Origin of the sequence: Pseudomonas sp. FW300-N2F2, from assembly GCF_017351655.1 — a bacterium.
In the GTDB taxonomy this organism is placed as follows: Bacteria; Pseudomonadota; Gammaproteobacteria; order Pseudomonadales; family Pseudomonadaceae; genus Aquipseudomonas; species Aquipseudomonas fluorescens_AA.
The window spans coordinates 386,179-409,453 of record NZ_JACNDQ010000001.1 but is presented as its reverse complement, the minus strand read 5'-3'; the positions used below and the strand labels follow the sequence as shown (position 1 = coordinate 409,453).

Genomic DNA, 23,275 nt, shown 5'->3' with positions numbered 1-23,275 from the left:
ACTACTCCTTTAGACCAGTTGAAGGATTTTCTGGCGGGCCGTGGATGTGCAGTGCGAATGCGCCGGGATGCACTCGCTGAGGGTGCAACCGGCCTGGATCGTCACATCGTCTTCAATCACCGTCTGGGGCGTGACCACGGTACTGAGCCCGATGAAGCAGCGATTACCGAGGGTCACGCTGTTACCGGCATTGAAATGCGGTGACAGGAAGTTGTTGTCGCCCAACTGCGAATGGTGGCCCACGCTGCAGTGGTAATTGATCATGTTCCAGGACCCGATCCGGGTGTTGACACCCACGTGGCAATCGGCGGCGATGACATTGCCGCGGCTGGTGCGCAGGTCCAACCGATGACGGACGCTGGGGTGGATGAAGTTGGGCGCCAACAAGCGGCCATCGCTGAAGTACGCGTCGATCAGTTGCTGGCGCAAGGCAATATCGGCCACCCCCAGAACGTAGCGATAACGCGGGTCCAAGCCTTGGGCGGGCCACGGCGCGGCAGGGGCGGCATCACCCCCGGCCTCATCCGGCACGATCAGGTGACGCACCACTGCCAACGGCTCGATGTCTTGCAGGTAAGTCGCCAGTTCCAGCGCGAAGCGCCCGGCGCCGAGGATCACGATATCGCTCATGAGAGCACCGCCCGGGTCTTCTTGAACCGATTGGAAAAAGCGATTTCGTCGACCTTGTTGACTTTGACGGGCAACTTGTAGGCTTCCAGGCAACTGCCCAGATGCTCGAGCACATGCTGTTTGAGGGCTTTCTTGCTCTCCACGCCTGTGGCCATGACATCCATGTGTACAGCCTGGCCAGTGATCGCATTCGGCACGCCGTACACCACGCAGTCGTCGATCAGCGAGCTGCGTAGCATCACGTCTTCGATTTCGGTGGGTAGCACCTTGAGCCCCCCGACGTTGATCAGCTCCTTTTGCCGTCCCTGGATCCGCAGATAACCCTCTTCGTTCTGCTCCACCAGATCACCGGTACGGAACCAGCCATCTTCGGTGACGTTATCGGTGTCCTGGTTCAGGTAGCCGACAAACTGGCTGCGGGTCTTGAGCTGCAACTCGCCATCGACAATGCGGTACTGAGTGTTCGCATCGGCCAGCTTGAAAAAGGTGCTGGCCGAGGACTGGCTGACCGTAGCGCTGATACCCGTTTCACTGGTGCCGAATGTTTGCAGCATCTTGGCCTTGGGGAACGCCTGCTGGACTCGTTTGAGCAGGCTTTGCTGCATGCTTTCAGTGCCATAGGTGATCAGCCGAACCGAGGACAGGTCATGCTGTTCGTGATGCCGCCCCATCAGGATCAGGTTAAGGAAGGTAGGGCTGACCGGCAGCACCTTCACCCCATGCCGCGCCACCAGCGCGCAGATCGATTCGGGGGCCCGATCGACCGGCATCACCGCGCACCCGCCCACCGCCAGCGTGTTGAGCAAGGAGTTCAAGCCGCCGATGTGGTCGAACAACAGGAACATCAGGATCGAAAGGGGCTTCTTGCGCTCTTTGCCCAGCTTGGTGTCGATCAGGTCATCCAGGTCATGCAGGATCGCCTTGGGCGCGCCGGTACTGCCGCTGCTCAACAACACCAGGCCTGAGCGCCCCTTCTCCCGCAGCGCGCTGTAGTACTCAGGGCTTTCGTCGGCGACCGGTTGTGCCAGCGAGTGATGCACCCAGGCATCGGCGACGATCTCGATCCGATGCTGACACCGGGCGGCACCTTGCAGGGTTTGCAGGGAACGCTCACTGAGATCGACCAGCGGCGCCACAATATTGCGGTTCAGGTACAAGGCCAGCAGCGCAGCGACGCCAGACACGCTGTAGTCACTGTTGAGGATGACCGCATCCCCCGGTTTGACGCCGTGGTCGACCAGCCAGGCCAGGCACTGCTGCACCTTGGCATGCAGATCGCTGTAGGTGCACTGCTGCTCGCCGTGCAACAGCGCCACGCGCTGCCCCGGTTCAGCCAGCGTTGCCAGCAAGGCATCGCGGCTCATTGCACACCTCCCAGGCTGAGGGTTTCACCCGTCACAAAAGCCGACTGGCTGGAGATAAGAAACGTCAAGGGTCCGATCAGGTCGGTAAACACACAGGGCCTGGCTATCGTCTGGCGCTCAATCATCTTCTGTCTGATCTCTTGAGGAAGTGTGCGGGTCAAAGAGCTTCGGTACAGCGGTAACACCAGGTTATTGATGCGAATGCCAAAAACCGAAAGTTCCTTGCTCAACGTTCGGGTCAGCTGTTCGACAGCGGCTTTGCTGGCGGCATATATCGATTGGCCTGGAATGGCCCAATGGGTCGCCACGGTAGATATATTCACGATGACACCCGCATGCTCGTTCTTCTGCATTAACTTGACGGCTTCGCGGGTAACATTCATCAAGCCAAATACATTGCTCGCAAATAAACCCTGGACCGTCTCGGCAGGCGTCAACTGAAAAGGCGCCATATTGGCTTCGCCGGCGTTATTGATCAGCACATCCAGTTGCGCATGACTCAAGCGAATATGCTTGATCATTTTCCTGACCGCACTGGCGTCGTTCAAATCCAGACAGAAGTGCGTATAGCGCTCATGTTCAATTGAACCTTCACCGCGACTGCAACCAATGACGACGTGGCCCTGTTCCAGAAAATACAGCGCCGCTTCTTTACCAACGCCTTTGCGGGTACCGGTCAACAATATAATCATATCAATGCAACTTATATCCGATGAGTAGCGGCAGGCTGTACAGCGGCTTTATCGGTGCATTTGCCAAACTGCCAGAAGCAGGTTTTACCAGTGACGGGACTTCGCGCTTGATCAACCGCACACCGCTAAGGGGATACCCTGCCAGTTCCGCCGCATTACTCACCAGGCACTGAACGCGCATTTGCAGGCATAAGGACAATCGCCAACTGTCGAGACTGCGTGCAAACAACTGCGGGTTGCCGATGAACAGTACCCGACCGATCGGCTCGAACCAGCGCCGGGTCATGCGCTTGACTATCAGGTAGCAGGACTCGCCGGTCACTGAATCGACGATCATCAGGTGCCGACACTCGACCCCCGCGTGATCCCGGAAGACCACGCTTTCCTGCTCGCTCAGCCAGCCCGCGACTCGATGGACATCGGTTTCCAGGCGATAGCGCCGACGTATTTTCAGCGGATTGGGGAAGGGATACATCAGCACCAGCTCGGTTTCCAGGTCGATAAAGCCGAACTTCTTGCTGATCTCGTACACATCCGGCGTGGGCGTATAGTTGAGCAGCGTGACTTTGCGCATCGACAGTACCGGCAACAACAGCTTCAGGCTTTCCTTGCGGTACTCGACCTGTACATACCAACTATGCAATTCGCAGAAGCGCTGCTGCCCGTTGCAGGGCTGGGTGGTAAACAGCAAACCGAGAAAACCCACCACCACGTCGCCGTCGAGCATCACATAGCCGAAGTAGTCCTCTCCCCCGGACCAGATATCGGCAAACATGCGCTTGCGCACATTTACGCCTATCCAGTTGGAGTTCAAGGTGGACTCGCGCAACAGCTTGCACACCGGGTACATGTCACTGCTCAGCGCTTTACGGACCGTCACGTTCACGTCAATGCTCCCTGCGTGGCGTTCATTCAGGCAGAGGCCAGTTGAGGAACCTGCTGCTCGGCGATAATGAAATCAATCAAACAGGCAACACTGCTGAACGGGCTGACGGTCTGTGACACCGCTTTTTCCGACGTCAACGAGATTTCAATATCCAGTTCGTCGTCCAGGCCTTCTTCTACCGCAGCCAGAAAGCTGACCAATTGCATGGAATCGAACACCCCGGTAGTACCATAAAGCGCCAACGTATCGATATTCTGCAAATCGATCTTCTCTTTACGCGTGGCATTAACTTCAATCAGGGCTTGATGAATGATCGTAAATATCGCGTCTTTCATAATCGACCTTCTGAATTATCGGCAAACATGAGTCGGGCACGACTAACAAGCCGCACAACAACGAAGCGAGGAAAATCTAACAGGTTCATCTCATCAAAAAATACTACCAGATCTGATAGTTTTTTTATCCCTGCGCGCTCCGCTAACATCCTCTACCTACTGCCAGCACGTTATATAGAGCCCGGTGGCGGCGTACCCTCAATTCTCGGACAAGGTAACCCCATGCTCTTCTTGCAAATCGTTTTTATAATATTAACGGCCAAGGTTGCAGGTGCCTTTCTAAAAAGACTAGGGCAACCAGAAGTGGTTGGCGAGATGATCGCCGGGTTTGTATTGGGCCCTTTAGTACTTGGCTTTTTCTTTCCCGACTTCCACCACGCACTATTTAAGGGCGACGCTGTTACACAATTAAAGGTGCTCAGCGACCTCGGAATTCTGCTGTTCATGTTTGTCGTCGGCGCCGAGTTCCGTATGCCTGAACAGCACGCCCCCTACGCCCATGGCAAAGTGCTGCTGATCGCCGGCTGCAGCATTGCCCTGCCCTTCATTCTGGGCGTTGCGATCGCCCCTCTCCTCTACAGTACCTTCGCACCTGCCGGCGTCCCCCACTTAGGCTTCAACCTGTTCATTGCAACGCTGTTTTCGGTCACCGCGTTCCCGGTCCTGGCGCGCATTCTGAAGGAACGACGGATGCTCGACAGTGAGGTTGGTGCGCTCTCGCTGATGGCTGCCGCCGTGAGTGATGTCTGTGCCTGGGTGTTGCTGGCGATCACCGCGATGAGTTTGCAATTGGACCGTCAATGGCAGGAGTTGGCTCTGCGATTGTGTGGCCTGGCAGCCTTGTGCGGCGCTTCATTCTGGTGCGTGCGTCCCTTGTTGAGACGCTGGATAGCTCACCTTGAGGGCAGGCGTACCTTGACCCTGCTCGCGGTACTTGTGTGTGGTGCGCTGGTGTACGGCAGCATCACCGAATGGCTGCAAGTTCATGCAGTGTTCGGTGCTTTTCTGTTCGGCGCGTGCCTGCCGCGAGACCAACGGCTGCTGAACATGCTGGTCGAGCGAGTGGAGCACATTGCGGTCATCGTGCTGATGCCCGGCTTCTTCGCCCTCGCCGGGCTCAACACCACCGCTGCGACGTTTTCGGCCGTCGGTGTAAGCCTGCTAGGCCTGGTGCTGCTGGTGGCAATCGCCGGCAAACTGTTGGGCGGTGCATTGGGCGCCCGCTTCGCCGGTTATTCGACACCGGTCGCCATTGACATCGGCGTATTGATGAACGCCAGGGGCCTTATGGAACTGGTGGTACTGAAAATCGGCCTCGACCTGGGGATTATCGGCAAAGAGCTCTTTACCCTTTTTGTCATCATGACCGTGGTCACCACGGTCATGACCGGCCCCTTGCTCAACCTGCTGCAACGGTTGCGTCACGCTCGCCAAAGGCTGGGTGTGCAATGACCGCCCTCAACGTCCCCCTGCCCCCCACGCCCCTTGCAAAACCACGCATGCTCAAACGCATCGGCGTCTTCGTTGCGGCGGCGCTGCTGATCGGCGTTACCGTGATCGCCATCTACCTCTATGGCAAGCAACCGCAGCGACAGGGGCTGGCCAGCCTGCCTGGACTACAGTCGCCAGTCGAGGTGCGGTTCGATGAGCGTGGCGTACCGCATATCACTGCCGGCAACGAGCCCGACGCATACCGAGCCTTGGGTTACGTGCATGCCCAGGACCGCCTGTTCCAGATGGAAATGCTCCGGCGCCTGGCCCGCGGTGAACTAGCCGCCGTACTGGGCAGCAAGCTGCTGCCCACCGACAGACTGTTCCGCACCCTGCGTATCCGTGAACAAGCAGACTGGCAGGTGGCGCATGCCGATCACCAGAGCGCGACCTGGCAGGCGTTGCAGGCGTACCTGGACGGTATCAACGCCTATCAGATGGAAAATCCACGCCCTGTAGAGTTCGATTTGCTCGGTATTGAGAAGAGGCCGTTCACCGCCCAGGACGTCTACAGCGTGGTCGGCTATATGGCCTACAGCTTCGCGGCTGCGTTTCGTACCGAACCCATGCTGACCTACGTCAAGGACACGCTGGGGGCGCCCTACCTGGCCATTTTCGATCGCAGTTGGGACCCAAGAGGCGCCCTTGGCAGCCAGGCACTGAACGCCACCGACTGGCAATCGATGGCGGCGCTGGCGCAGCTCAGCGAACAGGCCGTGAACCATTCCGGGCTACCGCAGATGGAGGGCAGCAACGCCTGGGTTGTCTCGGGCCGGCGCACGCAAAGCGGCAAGCCACTGTTGGCGGGTGACCCGCATATCCGTTTTTCCGTACCATCGGTGTGGTACGAAGCCCACCTCAACGCCCCCGATTTCGAACTCTACGGCGATTACGAAAGCCTCGTGCCGTTCGCCTTGCTGGGGCACAGCAACGACTTCGCCTGGACCCTCACGATGTTCCAGAACGATGACATTGACTTGATCGGCGAAACCACCAATCCCGACAACCCCGATGAAGTCTGGTACCAGGGCCGTTGGGTCGCCATGCAGGAAGAACAGCAGAGTATCGAGGTGCGTGATGCCGAAGCGGTCATGCTGCGCCTGCGCCGCTCCCCCCACGGCCCGATCATCAATGATGCGCTGGGCGACAATGCCCCTGGCCGGCCCATCGCCCTCTGGTGGTCGTACCTGGACGGCGATAACCCGGTGGTGGATGCCTTTTATCAGCTCAACCGCGCCAACACGCTGGACAAGGCTCGCACGGCAGCGTCATTGATCAAGGCCCCGGGACTCAACGTGGTGTACGCCAATGCCCAAGGCGACATCGCCTGGTGGGCGGCTGCTCGATTGCCCAGGCGCCCGCCCCAGGTCACCACGGATTTCATTCTCGACGGCAGCACCCCCGACGCCGACAAGGACGGCTACTACCCGTTCAGCGCCAACCCGCATGAAGAAAACCCGGCCAGGGGCTACATCGTCTCCGCCAACGCCCAGCCCGTCTCGCCAGATGGCATGGCGATACCCGGTTATTACAACCTGCCCGACCGAGGTCGACGCCTGACCCGACAACTGGACCGGGACGATCAGTGGAACATCGAAAAAAGCACCCGGCTGCAACTCGACACCCAGACCGGCTATGCCCAACGTGTGTTGCAACCGGTGCTGCCGATCCTGCGCGCGACGATTGCCGACCCGCTTCAACGCCAGTGGCTGGAAAAGCTTGCGCAGTGGCAGGGCGACTACCCGCTGGACTCGGTCGACGCCACGCTGTTCACACAGTTCCTTTATGACCTGAGCTATGGCGCCCTGCACGATGAGCTGGGCGATATGATGTTCCAGAACCTGTTGAGCACCCGCGTAATAGACGCTGCGCTGCCGCGTCTGGTCGCCGACGAGTACTCGCCCTGGTGGAAGGACAGGACACAACCGGACGTGCAGACCCGGGCCGACGTTATCGTTCGTGCCTGGAACACCAGCATCGCCCATCTGCGGGCCACCCTGGGTGACGACTCCACGCAGTGGCAATGGGGCAAGGTGCATCAACTGACGCAGGCGCATCCGCTTGGCAGCCAGAAATGGCTGGCACCGCTGCTCAGCGCAGGCCCTTACCCGGCCCCCGGGAGCCACGAAGTGCCGAACAACTTCTCCGCACCACTGAGTCCGGCGCCCTGGTCGGTCACCTACGGTCCCTCGACGCGCCGGGTCATCGACCTGGCCACGCCGGACAAAGCCCTCGGCATACTCCCGGTGGGCCAGAGCGGCGTTCCGTTCAACAGCCACTATGAGGATCAGGTCCTGCCCTTCATGCGCGGCGAGTACCAGGCCTTGCACCTTTCATCGACGGACGTGGCCCGGCATACCCAAGGCACCCTGACACTGACGCCCGCCCCTTAGGTTCATCGGCCCTGGATGCCACGCCACACTGCGGCGTGGCAAATGCACTGTCGAGCCCCCAAGACTGGGGATGGCGCGTGAACAATTCGGCTTATGGTTTGCGCCCTACACCTCCCATCGCTACAGTCGGTCTCTATATTCCACACCACGGATGGAGCGACACGTGCCTACAGATCTGAAACCGAACCTTCATCGCCTGTCAGCCGTTTCGCTGCTGGCTGTCGCTCTAACACTCGCGGCCTGTAAGGCGCCACCCTCCTCCACAGCGACACCGGCATTGCCCGCCCCACCGGAGGTCATCTCCGGCTTCCGTACCGATCTGCAGACCCGCTACGCCGAGAAGCACATGGCCGCTGCGGCCAATCCTTTGGCGGCCGAGGCCGGGCGGGAGATGTTGCGGCGCGGCGGCTCGGCCATCGACGCGGCCATCGCGATGCAGGCCGTGCTGACCCTGGTGGAGCCGCAATCCTCGGGCATCGGTGGCGGTGCGTTCATTGTGCTGTGGGATGGCAAGGCCGTGCGCACCTACGACGGGCGCGAAACGGCACCGGCGGGTGCCACCGAAAGACTTTTCCTGCAAGCCGACGGCAAACCCATGCCGTTTACCGCCGCCCAGATCGGCGGTCGCTCCGTGGGGACACCGGGGGTGTTGCGTGGGCTGGAACTGGCCCATCGCAAACATGGCCGCCTCAAATGGGCGACACTGTTCGAGCCAGCCATTACGCTGGCGGAACAAGGCTTTGCGATTTCACCCCGCCTGCACACGTTGATCGCTACCGACCCGTCCTTGCCGGGCTCGCCAGACATGGCCGCCTACTTTCTCAATGCCGATGGCAGCCCGAAGGCGGTTGGCACGGTGCTGAAGAATCCAGCCTTGGCCGGCGTGCTCAAGCGCATCGCCAACGAAGGCCCCGATGCGCTGTACAAAGGCCCGATCGCCGAGGAGATCGTCGCCAAGGTACAAAACCACGCCAACCCCGGCAGCCTTTCGCTCAATGACCTCCAAGGCTACACCGCACGGGAGCGGCCAGCGTTGTGCACCGACTACAAGCGCTGGCAAGTCTGCGGCATGCCACCACCGTCTTCGGGCGGGGTTGCCGTGGCGCAGATCCTCGGGACGTTGCAGGCCCTGGAACAGCGCGACAGCCACGCGGCCCTCGCGCCTTTGAAACCGGTCAAGACCGCCAAGCCTGCCGGCATTGAACCCACCCCCGAAGCGGTGCACCTGATCGCCGAAGCCGAGCGCCTGGCCTATGCTGACCGCGCCCAATACATTGCCGACCCCAATTTTGTCGCCGTGCCGCTCAAAGGCTTGGTCGATGCCGGCTACCTGGCCAGCCGCGCCAGCCTGATCGGCCCTCGTAGCATGGGCGTCGCCAAGCCCGGGACACCACCGGGCATCCAGGTGGCCTACGCCCCGGACCGTTCACCCCTGCGTATTTCCACCTCGCAAGTGGTGGCCGTGGACGACCAGGGTGGCGCCGTGTCCATGACCACGACCGTGGAATCGGCGTTCGGCTCACACTTGATGGTCCAGGGCTTCATGCTCAACAACCAGATGACCGATTTCTCGTTCATCCCCGAAGAAAATGGGCAAAAAGTCGCCAACCGCGTCGAACCGGGCAAGCGCCCACGCTCGTCCATGGCACCGACGCTGATCTTCGATCATCGGGGGGAATTGGTGGCCGCTGTCGGCTCCCCCGGCGGCTCCCAGATCATCGAATACGTCGCCAAGTCAATGATTGGCCTGTTGGATTGGGACCTCGACCCGCAAACCGCCATCAACCTTCCCAACTTCGGCAGCCGCAACGGCCCAACCGAACTGGAGAAAGGACAGTTCAGCCCGGCACTGATCCAGGCGCTGAAAGACAAAGGCCATGAAGTGAGCGAGATCGACATGAACAGCGGCACCCAGGCGATTGTCCGGGTGCGTGACGCGCAAGGGAAAACCTCGTTGGCCGGCGGTGCGGATCCAAGGCGCGAGGGTCAAGCACTGGGCGACTAATCGCCCTCGCCCTGGGGCTGATAGACCAGCAGATCCGCGGGCTGACAGTGCAGATAGCTGCAGATGGCTTCAAGGGTCGCCAGGCGTATGCCCTTGACCTTTCCTTGTTTCAACAAGGAAAGGTTGGCTTCAGTAATGCCGATTGCAGCAGCAAGGTCCTTGGATTTGACCTTGCGCAGGGCCAGCATCACATCGAGTTGAATAACGATGGGCATGGGGATCTCAAACGAATGTTCTGTTTTCTGAATCGATTTCACTGGCCTGGGACAATATCCGGGCAATGATCGCAATACAGGCGGCAAGAAATAAAGCGACGAAAGACGGCGCGGTAATACTGAAGGTCAGCAATCGCTGGCCGACCGGCGCATTGATCGTCACCAGCAGGCTGAGAAACGGCTCGCAGATGAAGTCCAGCAGCACCCACAACGCCACCGCGCGCCCCGCATTTCCCAGGTAAACCGCTGCTGCAGTGGAAAAGTATTGCCCTTGGGCGTAGTGCTTGAAGAGCCTGCGCAAGTTGGTGAGCCCGACCGCCAGGGCCAGCAAGGGAATGCTCGTCAACAGTATCCCGCCCAGGCGCTGCCACCCCGTCAAGCGCATCGTCTCTTCAGGCAAGCTCGACAGCTGCCGCTCGGTCAGGGCAAACCCCAGGCCGTATCGGGAGGCCGCTTCAGGATAAAGCCAGGCCACGGCGTTGACGACCATCATCGCGACCATGAAAACAAGGGTGACGGCGGCCATCCGCTGGCTGTACAGGGCAAGACGATTCGAGTGCATGTGAGGCTCCAATAGAATAAGGGAGCCCAGAACATAGCCATGAAATTATCGCAAAACAATAATTAATATGTAAAAAACAATAATCCCTTCTACGTGGACAACTGATTGGCAAACTGGCTCACGGCATCGACCACCTTCTTCGCCCCGTCCTGGATCTCGACGATCACCGTCCCCGCCTCGGCGGCCAGGGCCAGGCCATGTTCGGCCTGGTGCTGGCCGTCAGTCATCAACGCCACGGCGTTGCGGGCCATGTCCTGGTTCTGGCGGACCACGCCGACGATTTCCTCGGTCGCCTGGCTGGTACGTGATGCCAGTTGGCGCACCTCATCGGCCACCACCGCAAAGCCCCGTCCTTGCTCGCCGGCCCGGGCCGCTTCGATGGCGGCGTTGAGCGCCAGCAGGTTGGTCTGTTCGGCGATGCCGCTGATGGTCTTGACGATGGTACCGATCACCTGGGATTGCTCGTTCAACGCCTCGATGCCTTCGCCAGCGGTTTGCATGTGCCGGGCCAGGTCGCGCATCACGTCCACGGCCTGGGTCACCACAGTCGTGCCGCGCTGGGCGCTGTTGTCGGTCTGCAACGAGGTGCTGTAGGCAATGTTGGCCGCTTCGGCGACGGCTTTTTCCTGGTTGACCTGGTCTGTGATGTTGGTGGCGAACTTGACCACTTTGTACAGTCGCTCGTTGGCATCGAGCACCGGGTTGTAGGAGGCTTCCAGCCAGACCTCGCGGCCGTTGCTGTCGATGCGCTTGAAGCGCCCGGCCACGAACTCGCCACTGTTCAGCCGCTTCCAGAATTGTTGGTATTCCGCGCTGTTGTACTCCTCGGGCTCACAAAACATGCGGTGATGCTTGCCCTTGATCTGCGCGAGGTTATAGCCCATGGCATTGAGGAAGCGATCGTTGGCCGTCAGTACGTGACCGCCCAGATCGAACTCGATCACCGCCGTTGAACGCACCAACGCACCGATGAGGTTTTCATGTTCACGGGAACCCTCGATGGTGCGGGTCAGGTCATTGGAATACATCGAAAAAAAACGGATCCGCCCGTCGGCATTCCGTACAGGCTGGAGGATCGAACGCAGCCAGGCCTCCTGGCCATTGCCCCGCAGCAAGCGCACGGCACCGGAGAAGTGCTCGCCACGGGTCAGCGCCGCCTTGAAGCGAGCCTGGAACTCATTGGATTTCAAATAGGCGGGCACCAACTCATCCACAGGCCGGCCGATCAGGTCCTGGCTCCTGTAGTTCATATCGTCGAGGAAATTCTGATTGACCGATTGAATCCTTCCATCGGCATCCAGGGTGAGACCAAGCATTTCACGGTCCAGGCTTTCCTTGACTTGCATAAGGCTGGACAGTTCTTGGCGAAGAGCCAGTAGCTCCTGCTTCAGGCGGTTGTTGAACATGGGCAGCTCCAGGAACAGCAGATGAATTAATAGGCTGTTCTCTTGCCATCGGCCCCGCATTTTTTTTCTAAAGAGCGCCGCGAGCCCCATTGAAAATATTCCCGGGTGACCTCGAACCCGATAAGCCTTCCACGGTCACTGGATTGTTCTACTGTTGCCCTGACCTTTGAGCCTTGCCGCCATCAATACCCCATAACCATAAAAACGAGGTAATTGCCGTGACCACTGACATCGAAGACAGCCGTTCCGCCCGCTTTGCCTTGCGCTGTTCCAGTTTCGCCGAGCGCTGGTTCCCCGACTCCTGGGTCTTCGCCGCACTGGCGGTGCTGGTGGTCGCCGTGGCGACGCAATTCATCGGCGCCACGCCCACGGCAGCGGCCATGGCGTTCGGCGACGGCTTCTGGAGCCTGATCCCGTTCACCATGCAAATGGCCTTCGTGGTGATTGGCGGTTACGTGGTTGCCAGCTCGCCGCCCGCCGTCAAGTTGATCGATCGCCTGGCGCGTATTCCGACCAACGGTCGCTCCGCGGTGGCGTGGGTGGCACTGATTTCCATGGTCGCGTCGTTGCTCAACTGGGGACTGTCGTTGGTGTTTGGCGGCTTGCTGGTGCGCGCCCTCGCCCGCCGCACCGACCTGAAGATGGATTACCGCGCCGCCGGTGCCGCCGCCTACCTGGGCCTGGGCGCGGTGTGGGCGCTGGGGTTGTCTTCGTCGGCGGCGCAACTGCAGGCCAACCCGGCCAGCCTGCCACCTTCGATCCTGTCGATTACCGGCGTCATTCCGTTCACCCAGACGATTTTCCTCTGGCAGTCGGGCGTGATGCTGCTGGCGCTGATCGTGATCTCGTTGATTGTCGCCTACGCCACCGCGCCCGGCCCCAACAGCGCCCGTGACGCCGCCGCCTGCGGGATCGACCCGAGTTTCAGCATGCCCGCGTTGCAGCCCCGCACACGGCCGGGAGAATGGCTGGAACACAGTCCGCTGCTGACCATCGCCCTGGTACTGCTGGCCGCCGGCTGGCTGTTCCACGAGTTTTCGACCAAGCCTGCGATCAGTGCCATATCCGGGCTCAACACCTATAACTTCCTGTTCATCATGCTGGGCGCCTTGCTGCACTGGCGGCCGCGCAGCTTCCTCGACGCCGTGGCCCGCGCGGTGCCGACCACCACGGGCGTGTTGATCCAGTTCCCGTTGTACGGCTCGATCGCCGCGCTGCTGACCACGGTCAAGGGCAGCGATACCCAGACCCTGGCCCACCATATCTCGACCTTTTTCGTCCAGATCGCCTCCCATGACACCTACGCCTTGCTGATGGGCGTCTATTCGGCGGTGCTGGGCTTTTTCATTCCTTCCGGCGGCGGCAAGTGGATCATCGAAGCGCCCTACGTCATGCAGGTGGCCAACGACCTGAACTATCACCTGGGCTGGGCCGTGCAGATCTACAACGCCGCCGAAGCGCTGCCCAACCTCATCAATCCGTTCTACATGCTGCCGTTGTTGGGGGTGTTGGGGCTGAAGGCGAGGGACTTGATCGGTTTTTCCTTCGTGCAGTTGCTGGTGCATACACCACTGGTGCTGGCGCTGCTGTGGGCGCTGGGGACGACATTGAGTTATTTGCCGCCAGTGATGCCATAAAGCCATAAAAAAGGGCCGATATTTCCATCGGCCCACTTCTTCTTCGGCTCGGTCTGTTTCAGTATGGATACGCCCTGCTTTTGAGGGTCCCTCACGCTGAAAAGGATCTGAGCATGTTCAAACTCGCAGTGCTTCCTCTTGCCGCCCTTACCCTGAGCGCCACCGTCCACGCCGCCGACGTTACCAAGATCGACGTACAGCTGGGCAGCACCGAACGCGTCACCCGCCTCTTTGCCTACCCCAACAACTGCAACGTCATTTGTTTTCGCGACTGGACCCTGGAGCAGACCGTCCAGCATTACCTGACCCAAAGTGTGCAGCGCGACGGCTACGAAAACGCCAAGGTCCAGGTCAACATCGACAACGATAAGGTCTATGCCAGCATCGACGGCGTGCCCAAGAACTACGGCCAACCGCTGAAGGCGCTGCTCGACGCCGGGGACCTGGCGTACAACGGTGCCTCGAAACTCAACAGCGACAAGAAATGGTCCTACAACTGGTACCTGTTCCTGCCGCTGGGCATGGCCCTGGAAAACCGCAAGAGTGTCGAGTTGCTGCACTTCCCGCCGGATTACTCCCTGACCCAGGCCCAGGATTACCTGGAGTCGGCGACCACTGATCGCTGGGCCACGCTGCTGACCGTCAACGGCATCGCCGTTGAACAGACGCCGGCCTACCAGACCATCATCGACATCGCGCCCATCGCAGCGCCGTCCAATGCTGGTAGCACATTGGAGGGGCTCTACAGCTACTTCAACGATTACCAGACCACCATGGTCACACAGGTCACCCAAACCGCCAGCGGCGCCGCATTGCCGATGGTGGCCTTCGGAGCGCCCGTTCGGAACTGGATCAAGACCCAGTACGGCCAGACCGTTGGCGTGCTCGGCCTGGCGACCATCACGCCGACCGCGGGGGTCAAGGTCCCGGTCCTGGGCTCCAACCACCCGAGCTATATCTGGTATGCCGCTGACAAGGAAAACTACGACGGTGACGAAGCCAAGGCCGATGCCGCCGGCTTGAAAGTCATGGGCCAGGACCTGAGCGCCGCTTGCTGGCAAGCCGGCATGGGCAGCAAGCCGGGCACCGACCCGAGCACCCTGCTGAACCAGTGCACGCAGACCTGGCAGGTCACGCAAAAGGAAAAGACCTGCGAGTTGTTCTACACCTCGGTGCGCAAGCTGAGCGAAGCAGATGCAGCGAAAAAATGCGAAACGCCGGCAATCAAGTCGCAACTTCCGCAACTTAAAGTGCCCATGCCGCTGCCTGCCGAGGCGGTGTAAACCTTGAGGCGCCTTCCCGCGTAAGCTTGCGCTGACACGGGAAAGCGCTTTTGGCTCCTGTCAGACTCGACAGTAGATACGGCCCTCGACTTGGGCGAAGCTATCAAAAGCTTTTTCAACGACCGTCGGCAGGATCGCCGGCGCCAGCAAGTCGAGTGTCTATCACCGACAAGGACTGTCATGAGCCTGTTCATCCGCGATGACACCTGTTCCCAACGCCGGGACTGCATCTACCCGGAAAAACAACTCAGCACCCGCCTGGGCTACCCCTCTGTGCACGATTTTGAAGTGCACCAGACGAGCGACGGGCGCGGCCACGGCATCATCGCCCGCAAGTCCTTCGCGCCCATGACGAGGATGTGCAGGGTGTCGGGGTTGCTGGTGAGCCGACGGCGCCTGCACACGTTGCAGATCCTGCCGGACGTGCACATGTATGACCCACGCTTCGCCGGATTGCTGCTGCACTCCTGCAACCCGAATGTATTCCTCGACATGAGCGAACTGTGGCTGTGGTCACTGGCCCGTATCGATGAAGGCGACTGCCTGACGATGGACTACGCCAGTACCGAACAGAAACTGTATCGCCAATTCGCCTGCCGGTGCGGTTCGTACAACTGTCATGGCTGGATTACCGGCTATGACGAACCGCCCAATGAGCAGGGAATGACATTTCTACGGCACTGGCGTCGTCAGTGTCACCGCGACTGACGAGCCGGCGTCAGGGCGCGCCGACCGGACGCAGCCGATACTGCGGCGGCAATTGCTCGAACCCGCTGATCGTGGTGTCCAGGCTCTTCCAGCGTCCGTCCTTGATGCCGTAGATGCAGCCATGAATCGACAGTTTCTGCCCACGGTGCCAGGCGTTCTGCACGATGCTGGTATGGCCGACGTTGGCCACCTGCTGGATCACGTTGAGTTCGCACAGGCGGTCGACCCGCTCTTCTTCGGTCGGCAACTGGCCCAACGCCTCGCGATGCTCGTAGTACAGGTCGCGAATCGAGCGCAGCCAGCCGTCGATCAGGCCCAGTTGGCGGTCCTGCATCGAGGCACGCACACCGCCACAGCCGTAATGGCCGGTGACCAGGATGTGTTTGACCTTGAGCACGTCCACTGCGTACTGGATCACCGACAGGCAGTTGAGGTCGGTGTGCAGCACCACGTTGGCCACGTTGCGGTGCACGAACAGATCGCCCGGCAGCATGCCGACGATCTCGTTGGCCGGCACCCGCGCATCGGAACAGCCGATCCACAGATACTCCGGGGTTTGCTGACGAGCCAGCTTGGCGAAAAAGTCAGGATCCTCCTGCTTGATCGCATCGGCCCAGCGCGCGTTGTTATCAATCAGATCTTGTAATTCGTTCATGCTGTCTAGCCTCGATAGAGAGTGCGCAACTGTGACAGACGAGCGCCGGTCGAGGTCACGTCGGCGATGCATTGGAATTCCTGGCTGCGCTGTCGGTCGACACCAGTAAGGCCCACAGTATGAGGAATTGCCATGAATGATTCACGACGCCCTTTCGATGCGACGCAACCGGAACCCATCGACGACAATGAAGATCGCATGGGCTCCATGCATGAGTTGGAGTTCGACGACGAGCAGCCCAGCGCGAAAATCGGCGACGAATTGCCGCAAGACGAACGCGAGCAGTTGATGCCTCGTGAACGCGTGCGTGAAGCGGGCATGACAGGCGCCTCGACGGATGATCACGAACCGACCGACGACGACATGAGCCCGGAAACCCTCATCCACGAAGACGGCGCCCGGGATGCCTTCGAGGCCGGCGACGACGAACGGGCCGATTGGGACCTGAGCATTGTGAACGAAAATGACATTGGTGGAGGCGACGGGCTGGACGAAGCGGAAATGGCCGATATCGATCCGTTGGATGGCAAGCGTTGACCCGGCAATCGCCATCGCGAGCAAGCTCGCTCCCACATGGTTTTGTGTTGATCACAAACTTGATGCACACCGCCAAGCCCCTGTGGGAGCGAGCTTGCTCGCGATAGCGGTGGATCAGTTTGCATCGATGTCGAATGTACCGCCGTCTTCGCGAGCAAGCTCGCTCCCACATGGGGTCACGGCGCTTCAGTCCACCAAGGTGCACGCCATGACCACCGCATCCTCACGGCCCCCCACCGCCGGGTAGTAATCCCGACGTCGGCCCACTTCGTTGAAGCCATAGCGCTCATACAAGCGGAACGCCGTGCGGTTGCTGTCGCGCACCTCCAGGAAACATTCCCGGGCCTCGGCCTTGTAGGCGATGGACATGAGGTGTTCCAACAGGCGCAACCCCAGGCCACGGCCCTGGTTTTCCGGCTTGACGGTAATGTTGAGCAGGTGCGCCTCATCCAGGATGATCTGCACCACGCCATGGCCCACTTGCTGCTGGCCTTCGAACATCAGCCAGATCTGGTATTTGCCCAGCCCGTCGAGAAATATCCCGCGGGTCCAGGGGTGGCTGTAGGCCGCGTATTCGATTTTCAGTACAGCGTCGAGGTCCGCCTCGGTCATCGGGCGGAACGATACAGCGTCACTCATTCGATTCTTTCCAGCGCGCCATCAGCCGGCGCATGGCTTGCCAGACATCAGCCTTGCGCTGTGGCGTTTCCATTAACAGTTCCAACCCGGGCAACGCCCAGGCCGAGCCCAGGCCTTCGACCTGCAGTTCGCGATTGAACGCTTCGGCATCCGCCTCGCCGGCAAACTTCACCGCCGGCAGGCCGATCAGCCACAGGCACACACAGGGCTCGTCTTCGAGCCGCGCCGAAACGAAGCCCTGGACGAAATCCCGCGCCGCTTCCGGCCCCTGGTCCATGGTGCCCCGTGACAACAACGGCCAACGCACCGGCTCGCCGATGATTTGCGGACTGTCCGGCAGACCGGCGGCGCGCAGCATGTCCTTGAGCAGCAAATAGGCCGGATCGCGGCTTTGGAACGGCTCGCCCGTGGGCAACTCCACCAACAGCAGGCAACGCCCGGCCCGCAGCAGTTGCAGGGCGAAACGCGGCGGGGCGACGTAGGGCGCCTTGGGCGGCGCTTCGACCACCTCTTCCACCGGCTTGGCATTGGTGCGAGTCGACGCCAGGCTCGGGCGCGGCACTTCGATCTTTGGTCGCTCGGGGGCTGGCGCTGGCGGCTCGGCGACTGTCTTGGCCACAGGCGCCGTCACGGCCGGCGCGAGGTACTCGGGCTCTGGCGCTTCCAACAGCTCGGGCCGCGACGGGGCGGCGAACGGCAATTCGGTACGCGGCAGCCAGTTGACCACCTGCATGGCGGTCAGATAGGCGCGGCGACGGGACTCGATAAGCAAGGGTCGGCCACTTGTGGATAACTGAAAGTGGAAGCGATTCTACCGCCCTTCGGCGCGGATCGCTTCCCTGTTGGAGCAATTGTTGATCGATAGCGAACGACAGTCCGTCCAGGGGGTGAATCGCAACCGGCTCGATGCAGTACAATCGCCGCTTTTAATTGCCAACCCGACGGCCATTGCGATGATCGAACCCAAGCGCGTCTTGCGCGCCCTCGCTGAACACTGGGCATTGCTGGAACCTTTGTGCGAGCACTTCGACCAGGGCACCCTGAGCCTCAACGAATTGCGTTCACAGCTGGCCGCCCAACAACTGGACAGCACGCCCCAGGACATCACCAACCTGCTGGACGTGTGGATCCGCCTGGACATTCTCGTGCCGGTGGCGAAAAGCCCGAACCGCTTCGAGCTCAACGCCCAGATCCACGACTTCCTCGCCTACCTGCGCCGCGAACACCGCCTGGGCCTGTGCCTGGAGATCGAAGCCTACCTGCGTCACCTCGAACGCCTGGCCGGTTACATCCAGGACGCCTTCGACATTCGCGACGGCAACGACCTGGCCCGCCAGTTGCGCCTGCTGGACATGCGCGTGCGCGACGTCCTCAAGAAACTCGCCAACGACGAACAGGCCCTGGTGGCGGTGGCCGAACGGGCCAAGACCAGCGACCGACAGATCCCCCTGCGTCAACGCTACGCCGAAGTGTTGGCGACCTGGGACGAATACGTCGAGCCGATGATCCAATTGGTGAACGCCGACGGCGCTTTCGAGCAAGGCGTGCGCAAGGTCGAGAACGTGCTGTTGCGCATGCTCACCGAACAGCAGCGCCTCGGGCACCTGGTGGACGACGACATGCTGCTGCGCACCCACGCGCGCATCCTCGAGATGCAGACCAGCGCCCAGTTGACCCTGCGCCATGCCCGTGAACTGCTCCTGCCGCTGCGCGAGGAGGCTCGCCGCCACAACGCCGTGACCCGTGGCGCCGCGTTGGCCCTGGCCGCCATTCGCCGCAAAGGCATCGATGCCGTGCCGCAAGCCGCCATGCCGCTGTTCACCCGGCCGCAAAGCACCTTCCTGGGCAGTGCCAGCCAGGTCGAAGCCTATGTCTATGCCCTGGCCCGCTTCGAACCGAAACCGGCGCGCTTCCCCAAGTCCCACAAGACCCACAAGGGTGGCGAAGCACCGCGCGCGCCACGCACTGTGCGCGAGATGGTCGAGCGTTGCGAAGACGCCCTGCCGATGCCGGACCTGATGACCTGGCTGCTGGAACAGGAACCGGACGGCGCCACCGACGAATTGCTGTACTGGTTCTCGCGCCTGTCGCGGGAGAAACGCTTCAAGCGCGAGCGCCTGGAGCGCCGCGACTACCACACTCACGAGCATCAGGTCAGCCTGCGCTCCTTCGCCCTGCTCTCGGCCGGCGACACCGCCGCCGAGGATTCTGCGAGCATCCCCCATGCATCTTGATCTATCCGAACTGTCCCAGCTGGCGCCGATCTTCCGCGAGCTGTTCAAGGGTTACCACGTCAGCCGCCGCGACCCGGAGCTGTACGCCCAACTGTCGAACTTCCAGGACCAGTACCGCACGCTGTTCAAGGCCCTGGGCTTCGAGCTGGTGTGCGACACCCGTGGCTTCTACTACTTCGTGCCGGACCTGGCCGCCGCGGCGGTGAACAAGACCGCCCAGCGCCTGGCCCTGTTCACCTTCATCCTGGTCGAGCACCTGGCCGACCAGGGCCGCGACCCGATTGCCGTGCTCGACGGCGGCAGCCTGGGCCGCGATGAGCTACCTTCGCTGCTGGAAAAATACCGCGACCTGTTCATCCAGGCCGAAGTACAGACCCAGGAAGAGCTGGAAGAAAAAATCATGCGCCGCATGACCCAACTGGGTTTTGCCAGCGAAGAAAACGGCGTGTACCGTTTCCTGCCGCCGATGCACCGCTTCCTCGACGTCTGCCTGTCGGTCCAGCAGGACCGCGACCTGGCCGCCAGCCTGCACAGCGTGCTGCCGTTGCCGGTACCGGTATTGATCGACGAAGACAGCGACGAAAAACTGCTGCAGACCGATGATCCGCTGGACCTCAGCGAATTCGAAGGTGAAAGCGAAGAAGACGCCCTGGCCCGCGCCATTGCCGAAGAACAGGAGACCGACGCATGAGCAAGGAACGCTACGGCATCCGCCGCTTTGCCCTTTTGAACACCGCCGGCTACAGCCTTGGCTTGTTCCCGCTGGAAGAACCGCTGTCGGTTTACGGTGCGAACAACCTGGGTAAATCCGCCTCGATCAACGCCTTGCAGTTCCCGATCCTGGCGCGCATGTCGGACATGAGCTTCGGCAAGTACAGCCTGGAGCAATCCCGGCGTTTCTACTTTGCCTCGGACACCAGCTACATCCTGGTGGAAGTCGCCCTGCCCCACGGCCCGCACGTGATTGGCGTGGTCGGTCGCGGCCCCGGCGGCGGTTTCGGGCACCAGTTCTTTGCCTACGCCGGCAAACTGGACCTGGCCCACTATCAGAAAAATGACACCTGCCTGCGGCAGAAAGAGCTGTTCACCAACCTGGAGCGCGAAGGCCTGAAAGCCTACGAACTCAAGCCGGATGAACTGCGACGCCTGCTAGTGGGTGGTCACACCTCGATCCCGCTGGACCTGACGCTGATCCCGCTGCGCTCCACCAGCGAGCAAAGCCTCAAGACCTTCCGCGCCCTGTTCATCAACCTGCTGCACATGCGTGAAATCACCGCGGCCAAGCTCAAGCAATTGTTCCTCGATGCGTTCGAACACAGCCTGCGTTCCGGCAGCGTGGACTACATCGCCGCGTGCGAAGAAGCCTTCCGTGACGTACGCCGCATGGAACAGGACTACAACTCCCTCGTGGCCGCCGGCCCGCTGGTGGAAGCCCTGGCCAATGGCGTGAAGCAGCGCGATGTCCTGCGCGGCAAATTGCATCGCCTCTCGCCATTGCTCGATTCGTTGCTGGGCACTTGGTCGGACTACGCCAGTGCGCGCAAGGAAGAGCTGACTATCCAGGCCGAACACTACCGCAACGAGCAGGACTCGCTGCAGAACGATCAGCGCGGTGGCACCCAGGAGCTGATGCGCCTGGAACGGGAAATCAGCGGCATCCAGCGCTGGCTCGGCGAGCTGTCGGTGCTCAAGCATCGCTTTGCCCTGGTGGATGACGTCAAGGTCCTGGAACAGCAACTGCTCGCCGCCAAGGACGCCCACGACGAACTGGCCGGTGCCCTGGCCCAGTCCCGGCAATTCAGTGCCGAAGACCTGGAAGAGCGCCTGCGGGACCTGGAAAAACGCCTGAAGTCGGTCAAGCAGCAACTCGATCACGCCGACAACAACAGCTACGCCCGCCTGCGTGAAGAATTCTCCCAGCAGGATGTCGAACGCCTGATGCGTTTGTTCAACAGCGCCCTGTTCAGCCTGCCCCTGGGCGAACACGGCATCGCGCTGGACGAGAACGGCGAGTGGGTCAAATCCATGGAGCTGATCCTCGACGGCTTCAAAGGTGAGCGCTTCGAAGTGCCGGGGCTGTCCATCGACCTGTCCCACATCGAGCCACCCGCCCTGCAAGCCCTGGCCGACCGTGCCGCGCTGCGGGACCAGAAGGAGCGTCTGGAAAAAGAACTCAAGCAGCTCAAGACCCAACAAGCCGTGGCCGCCGACCGCGCCGCGAGCAAGACCCAGACCGAGGCGCTGTACCAGCAGGTACTGGATGCGCAAAAAGCCTTGGAAGACTTCCGTCGCAGCCAGACCCTGAGCGCCGAGGAAGCCGAGAAGCTCGAACAACTGGCGCAGATGGAAGCCGCCCAGGACGAACTCAAGCGCTCCAGCGATGCCTTCACCGAACGCGTCCAGCAATTGTCCGCCAAGTTGCAACTGGTGGGCCGACAGATCGCCGACATGGAAGCCAAGCAACGCACCCTCGACGACGCCCTGCGCCGTCGTCAATTGCTCCCGGCGGACCTGCCATTCGGCACGCCGTTCATGGACCCGGTCGACGACTCCATGGACAACCTGCTGCCGCTGCTCAACGACTACCAGGACAGCTGGCAAGGGCTGCTGCGGGTCGATGGCCAGATCGAAGCGTTGTATGCCCAGGTGCGCCTCAAGGGCGTGGCCAAGTTCGACAGCGAAGATGACATGGAGCGGCGCCTGCAACTGCTGATCAACGCCTATGCCCACCGCACCGACGAGGCCCTGACCCTGGGCAAGGCACGCCGTGCGGCCGTGACCGACATCGCCCGGACCCTGCGCAACATCCGCAGCGACTACGACAGCCTCGAGCATCAACTGGCGCTGTTCAACCGCGAGATCAACAAGCGCCAGGTGTCCAACCTGCAGAGCTTCCGCATCGTCCTGGCGCCGAACAAGGAAGCGCTCAAGCACATCGACCAGATCATCCACAGCGCTGGCCAGTACGAGGAAGGCGAGACGCTGTCGGTGTTCGACCTCAGCCAGAGCGCCGAGCAGGACAACAAGAACGAAGAAGCCAAGGAGTACCTGGCGCGGCTGGTGGCGGCGAATCACAACCAGCTCGGCCTCAAGGACCTGTTCGAACTGGCGTTCGAGATCACCAAGGTCAACGGCCAACCCGTGATCCACACCGACATCGACGGCGCGGCATCCAACGGCACCACCATGACCATCAAGGCGCTGACCAACATGTACTTGTTGCTGCACCTGATGGACCGCGAACAGGCCGGCCGCGTGCGCCTGCCTTACTACCTGGACGAAGCGGCGGACATCGACGAGAAAAACCAGGCGGCATTGCTGGAAACCAGCCTGCAACTGGGCTTCGTGCCGATCCTCGCCAGTGTGAAACCGCAAGTCTGCGCCAGTGTCGCCATCGACCTGGAAGGCGGCAGCGGCCCGAACGGCATCTACATCGACGAAGCTGACTGGAAATACATCCGTCGTCACGATGCGGTAAAGGCCACGGTGAATGTGCAGGCCGACGAGCCGGAGCTGGATCCGGTGTGAGGTGAACAGCCGGGCATGAAAAAGGCCGCGGTCCATTTGGACCGCGGCCTTTTTTTATTGCGCCAGTTTTGAGTC

Annotated in this window: 20 protein-coding genes and 2 pseudogenes; 10 read left to right on the top strand and 12 right to left on the bottom strand. The window is 61.0% G+C overall.

The features are described 5' to 3' along the window. Positions 1-9: 9 nt before the first annotated feature. The 5 genes from J4E63_RS01905 to J4E63_RS01885 are packed head-to-tail and all read right to left on the bottom strand — an operon-like array spanning position 10 to position 3,907. On the bottom strand, positions 10-630 hold the full coding sequence (locus J4E63_RS01905; RefSeq protein WP_060740627.1) for a hypothetical protein: 621 nt from the start codon (positions 628-630) through the stop codon (positions 10-12). Then, positions 627-1,994 carry a fatty acid--CoA ligase family protein gene (locus J4E63_RS01900; protein ID WP_207280893.1) on the bottom strand — a complete coding sequence of 456 codons (1,368 nt, stop codon included), beginning with the start codon at positions 1,992-1,994 and terminating at the stop codon, positions 627-629. Before J4E63_RS01900 ends, J4E63_RS01905 begins: the two co-directional genes overlap by 4 nt. Beyond that, entirely contained in the window at positions 1,991-2,686 is a 696-nt protein-coding gene (locus J4E63_RS01895) for an SDR family NAD(P)-dependent oxidoreductase (RefSeq protein ID WP_207280892.1), read from the bottom strand. Before J4E63_RS01895 ends, J4E63_RS01900 begins: the two co-directional genes overlap by 4 nt. Position 2,687: 1 nt before the next feature. Beyond that, a complete protein-coding gene (locus J4E63_RS01890; protein WP_207280891.1) occupies positions 2,688-3,572 on the bottom strand; it encodes a hypothetical protein in 885 nt (294 codons plus the stop codon). A 26-nt stretch (positions 3,573-3,598) separates the two neighbouring features. After that, positions 3,599-3,907, bottom strand: coding sequence for a hypothetical protein (locus tag J4E63_RS01885; protein WP_060740623.1), 309 nt, complete (start codon positions 3,905-3,907; stop codon positions 3,599-3,601). A 222-nt stretch (positions 3,908-4,129) separates the two neighbouring features. On the opposite strand from J4E63_RS01885, the gene J4E63_RS01880 reads away from it, so the two are divergent. The 3 genes from J4E63_RS01880 (at position 4,130) to ggt (ending at position 9,796) form a co-directional block, all read left to right on the top strand. Next, positions 4,130-5,359: a cation:proton antiporter gene (locus tag J4E63_RS01880; RefSeq protein WP_060740622.1), complete on the top strand. Its 1,230-nt coding sequence runs from the start codon at positions 4,130-4,132 to the stop codon at positions 5,357-5,359. A gap of 47 nt (positions 5,360-5,406) precedes the next feature. Next, positions 5,407-7,791, top strand: a complete 2,385-nt coding sequence (locus J4E63_RS01875) for a penicillin acylase family protein (protein WP_207282436.1) — start codon at positions 5,407-5,409, stop codon at positions 7,789-7,791. Between the two features lie 163 nt (positions 7,792-7,954). Beyond that, on the top strand, positions 7,955-9,796 hold the full coding sequence (ggt, locus tag J4E63_RS01870; RefSeq protein WP_310650691.1) for a gamma-glutamyltransferase: 1,842 nt from the start codon (positions 7,955-7,957) through the stop codon (positions 9,794-9,796). On the opposite strand, the gene J4E63_RS01865 is transcribed toward ggt, so the two are convergent. The 4 genes and pseudogenes from J4E63_RS01865 to J4E63_RS31135 form a co-directional block, all read right to left on the bottom strand. Next, entirely contained in the window at positions 9,793-10,011 is a 219-nt protein-coding gene (locus J4E63_RS01865; RefSeq protein ID WP_207280890.1) for a helix-turn-helix transcriptional regulator, read from the bottom strand. The genes ggt and J4E63_RS01865 overlap by 4 nt on opposite strands. Positions 10,012-10,018: 7 nt before the next feature. Beyond that, positions 10,019-10,537 carry a DUF2975 domain-containing protein gene (locus J4E63_RS01860; protein WP_310650579.1) on the bottom strand — a complete coding sequence of 173 codons (519 nt, stop codon included), beginning with the start codon at positions 10,535-10,537 and terminating at the stop codon, positions 10,019-10,021. Positions 10,538-10,662: 125 nt separating this feature from the next. After that, positions 10,663-11,094, bottom strand: a pseudogene (locus J4E63_RS31140) (methyl-accepting chemotaxis protein); the annotation flags it as partial. A 108-nt stretch (positions 11,095-11,202) separates the two neighbouring features. Beyond that, a pseudogene (locus tag J4E63_RS31135) lies at positions 11,203-11,889 on the bottom strand (PAS domain-containing protein); the annotation flags it as partial. Positions 11,890-12,197: 308 nt separating this feature from the next. On the opposite strand from J4E63_RS31135, the gene J4E63_RS01850 reads away from it, so the two are divergent. From J4E63_RS01850 to J4E63_RS01840, 3 genes are all read left to right on the top strand, one after another. Further along, complete coding sequence (locus J4E63_RS01850) at positions 12,198-13,616, top strand: short-chain fatty acid transporter (protein ID WP_192264329.1); 1,419 nt, start codon at positions 12,198-12,200, stop codon at positions 13,614-13,616. 113 nt (positions 13,617-13,729) lie between these two features. Next, a complete protein-coding gene (locus J4E63_RS01845; protein ID WP_207280888.1) occupies positions 13,730-14,899 on the top strand; it encodes a hypothetical protein in 1,170 nt (389 codons plus the stop codon). A gap of 180 nt (positions 14,900-15,079) precedes the next feature. Beyond that, positions 15,080-15,607: a lysine methyltransferase gene (locus tag J4E63_RS01840; RefSeq protein WP_207280887.1), complete on the top strand. Its 528-nt coding sequence runs from the start codon at positions 15,080-15,082 to the stop codon at positions 15,605-15,607. 10 nt (positions 15,608-15,617) lie between these two features. Here the strand turns inward: J4E63_RS01840 and can are convergent, their stop codons facing one another. Further along, entirely contained in the window at positions 15,618-16,262 is a 645-nt protein-coding gene (gene can, locus J4E63_RS01835; RefSeq protein WP_003185433.1) for a carbonate dehydratase, read from the bottom strand. A gap of 132 nt (positions 16,263-16,394) precedes the next feature. Between can and J4E63_RS01830 the strand changes: the two genes are divergently transcribed. Continuing rightward, positions 16,395-16,799, top strand: a complete 405-nt coding sequence (locus tag J4E63_RS01830; RefSeq protein ID WP_207280886.1) for a serine kinase/phosphatase — start codon at positions 16,395-16,397, stop codon at positions 16,797-16,799. A gap of 186 nt (positions 16,800-16,985) precedes the next feature. Here the strand turns inward: J4E63_RS01830 and rimI are convergent, their stop codons facing one another. Both rimI and J4E63_RS01820 read right to left on the bottom strand, forming a co-directional pair. Next, a complete protein-coding gene (rimI, locus tag J4E63_RS01825; protein ID WP_047229376.1) occupies positions 16,986-17,438 on the bottom strand; it encodes a ribosomal protein S18-alanine N-acetyltransferase in 453 nt (150 codons plus the stop codon). Beyond that, positions 17,431-18,210, bottom strand: a complete 780-nt coding sequence (locus J4E63_RS01820) for an energy transducer TonB (RefSeq protein ID WP_207280885.1) — start codon at positions 18,208-18,210, stop codon at positions 17,431-17,433. Before J4E63_RS01820 ends, rimI begins: the two co-directional genes overlap by 8 nt. 181 nt (positions 18,211-18,391) lie before the next feature. Here J4E63_RS01820 and mksB point away from each other — a divergent pair, with 181 nt between their 5' ends. From mksB to mksF, 3 genes are read left to right on the top strand one after another with little or no spacing between them, the layout of a single operon-like run. Next, complete coding sequence (mksB, locus tag J4E63_RS01815) at positions 18,392-19,672, top strand: Mks condensin complex protein MksB (protein ID WP_060743131.1); 1,281 nt, start codon at positions 18,392-18,394, stop codon at positions 19,670-19,672. After that, the gene (gene mksE, locus J4E63_RS01810) at positions 19,662-20,363 is read left to right on the top strand and encodes an Mks condensin complex protein MksE (RefSeq protein ID WP_003205590.1); all 702 of its coding nucleotides are present in this window, start codon (positions 19,662-19,664) and stop codon (positions 20,361-20,363) included. The genes mksB and mksE overlap by 11 nt, the downstream gene beginning before the upstream one ends. Then, positions 20,360-23,200 carry an Mks condensin complex protein MksF gene (gene mksF / locus J4E63_RS01805; protein WP_207280883.1) on the top strand — a complete coding sequence of 947 codons (2,841 nt, stop codon included), beginning with the start codon at positions 20,360-20,362 and terminating at the stop codon, positions 23,198-23,200. Before mksE ends, mksF begins: the two co-directional genes overlap by 4 nt. Positions 23,201-23,275 lie beyond the last annotated feature (75 nt).

Bases quoted from the DNA above. Each gene is read 5' to 3' on its own strand.
- J4E63_RS01860 (WP_310650579.1), bottom strand. From the start codon at position 10,537: ATGGCCGCCGTCACCCTTGTTTTCATGGTCGCGATGATGGTCGTCAAC.
- mksB (WP_060743131.1), top strand. From the start codon at position 18,392: ATGATCGAACCCAAGCGCGTCTTGCGCGCCCTCGCTGAACACTGGGCA.
- J4E63_RS01880 (WP_060740622.1), top strand. From the start codon at position 4,130: ATGCTCTTCTTGCAAATCGTTTTTATAATATTAACGGCCAAGGTTGCA.
- J4E63_RS01885 (WP_060740623.1), bottom strand. From the start codon at position 3,907: ATGAAAGACGCGATATTTACGATCATTCATCAAGCCCTGATTGAAGTT.
- J4E63_RS01830 (WP_207280886.1), top strand. From the start codon at position 16,395: ATGAATGATTCACGACGCCCTTTCGATGCGACGCAACCGGAACCCATC.
- can (WP_003185433.1), bottom strand. From the start codon at position 16,262: ATGAACGAATTACAAGATCTGATTGATAACAACGCGCGCTGGGCCGAT.
- J4E63_RS01840 (WP_207280887.1), top strand. From the start codon at position 15,080: ATGAGCCTGTTCATCCGCGATGACACCTGTTCCCAACGCCGGGACTGC.
- J4E63_RS01845 (WP_207280888.1), top strand. From the start codon at position 13,730: ATGTTCAAACTCGCAGTGCTTCCTCTTGCCGCCCTTACCCTGAGCGCC.
- J4E63_RS01900 (WP_207280893.1), bottom strand. From the start codon at position 1,994: ATGAGCCGCGATGCCTTGCTGGCAACGCTGGCTGAACCGGGGCAGCGC.
- J4E63_RS01895 (WP_207280892.1), bottom strand. From the start codon at position 2,686: ATGATTATATTGTTGACCGGTACCCGCAAAGGCGTTGGTAAAGAAGCG.
- mksE (WP_003205590.1), top strand. From the start codon at position 19,662: ATGCATCTTGATCTATCCGAACTGTCCCAGCTGGCGCCGATCTTCCGC.
- J4E63_RS01875 (WP_207282436.1), top strand. From the start codon at position 5,407: ATGCTCAAACGCATCGGCGTCTTCGTTGCGGCGGCGCTGCTGATCGGC.
- rimI (WP_047229376.1), bottom strand. From the start codon at position 17,438: ATGAGTGACGCTGTATCGTTCCGCCCGATGACCGAGGCGGACCTCGAC.
- J4E63_RS01865 (WP_207280890.1), bottom strand. From the start codon at position 10,011: ATGCCCATCGTTATTCAACTCGATGTGATGCTGGCCCTGCGCAAGGTC.
- mksF (WP_207280883.1), top strand. From the start codon at position 20,360: ATGAGCAAGGAACGCTACGGCATCCGCCGCTTTGCCCTTTTGAACACC.
- J4E63_RS01905 (WP_060740627.1), bottom strand. From the start codon at position 630: ATGAGCGATATCGTGATCCTCGGCGCCGGGCGCTTCGCGCTGGAACTG.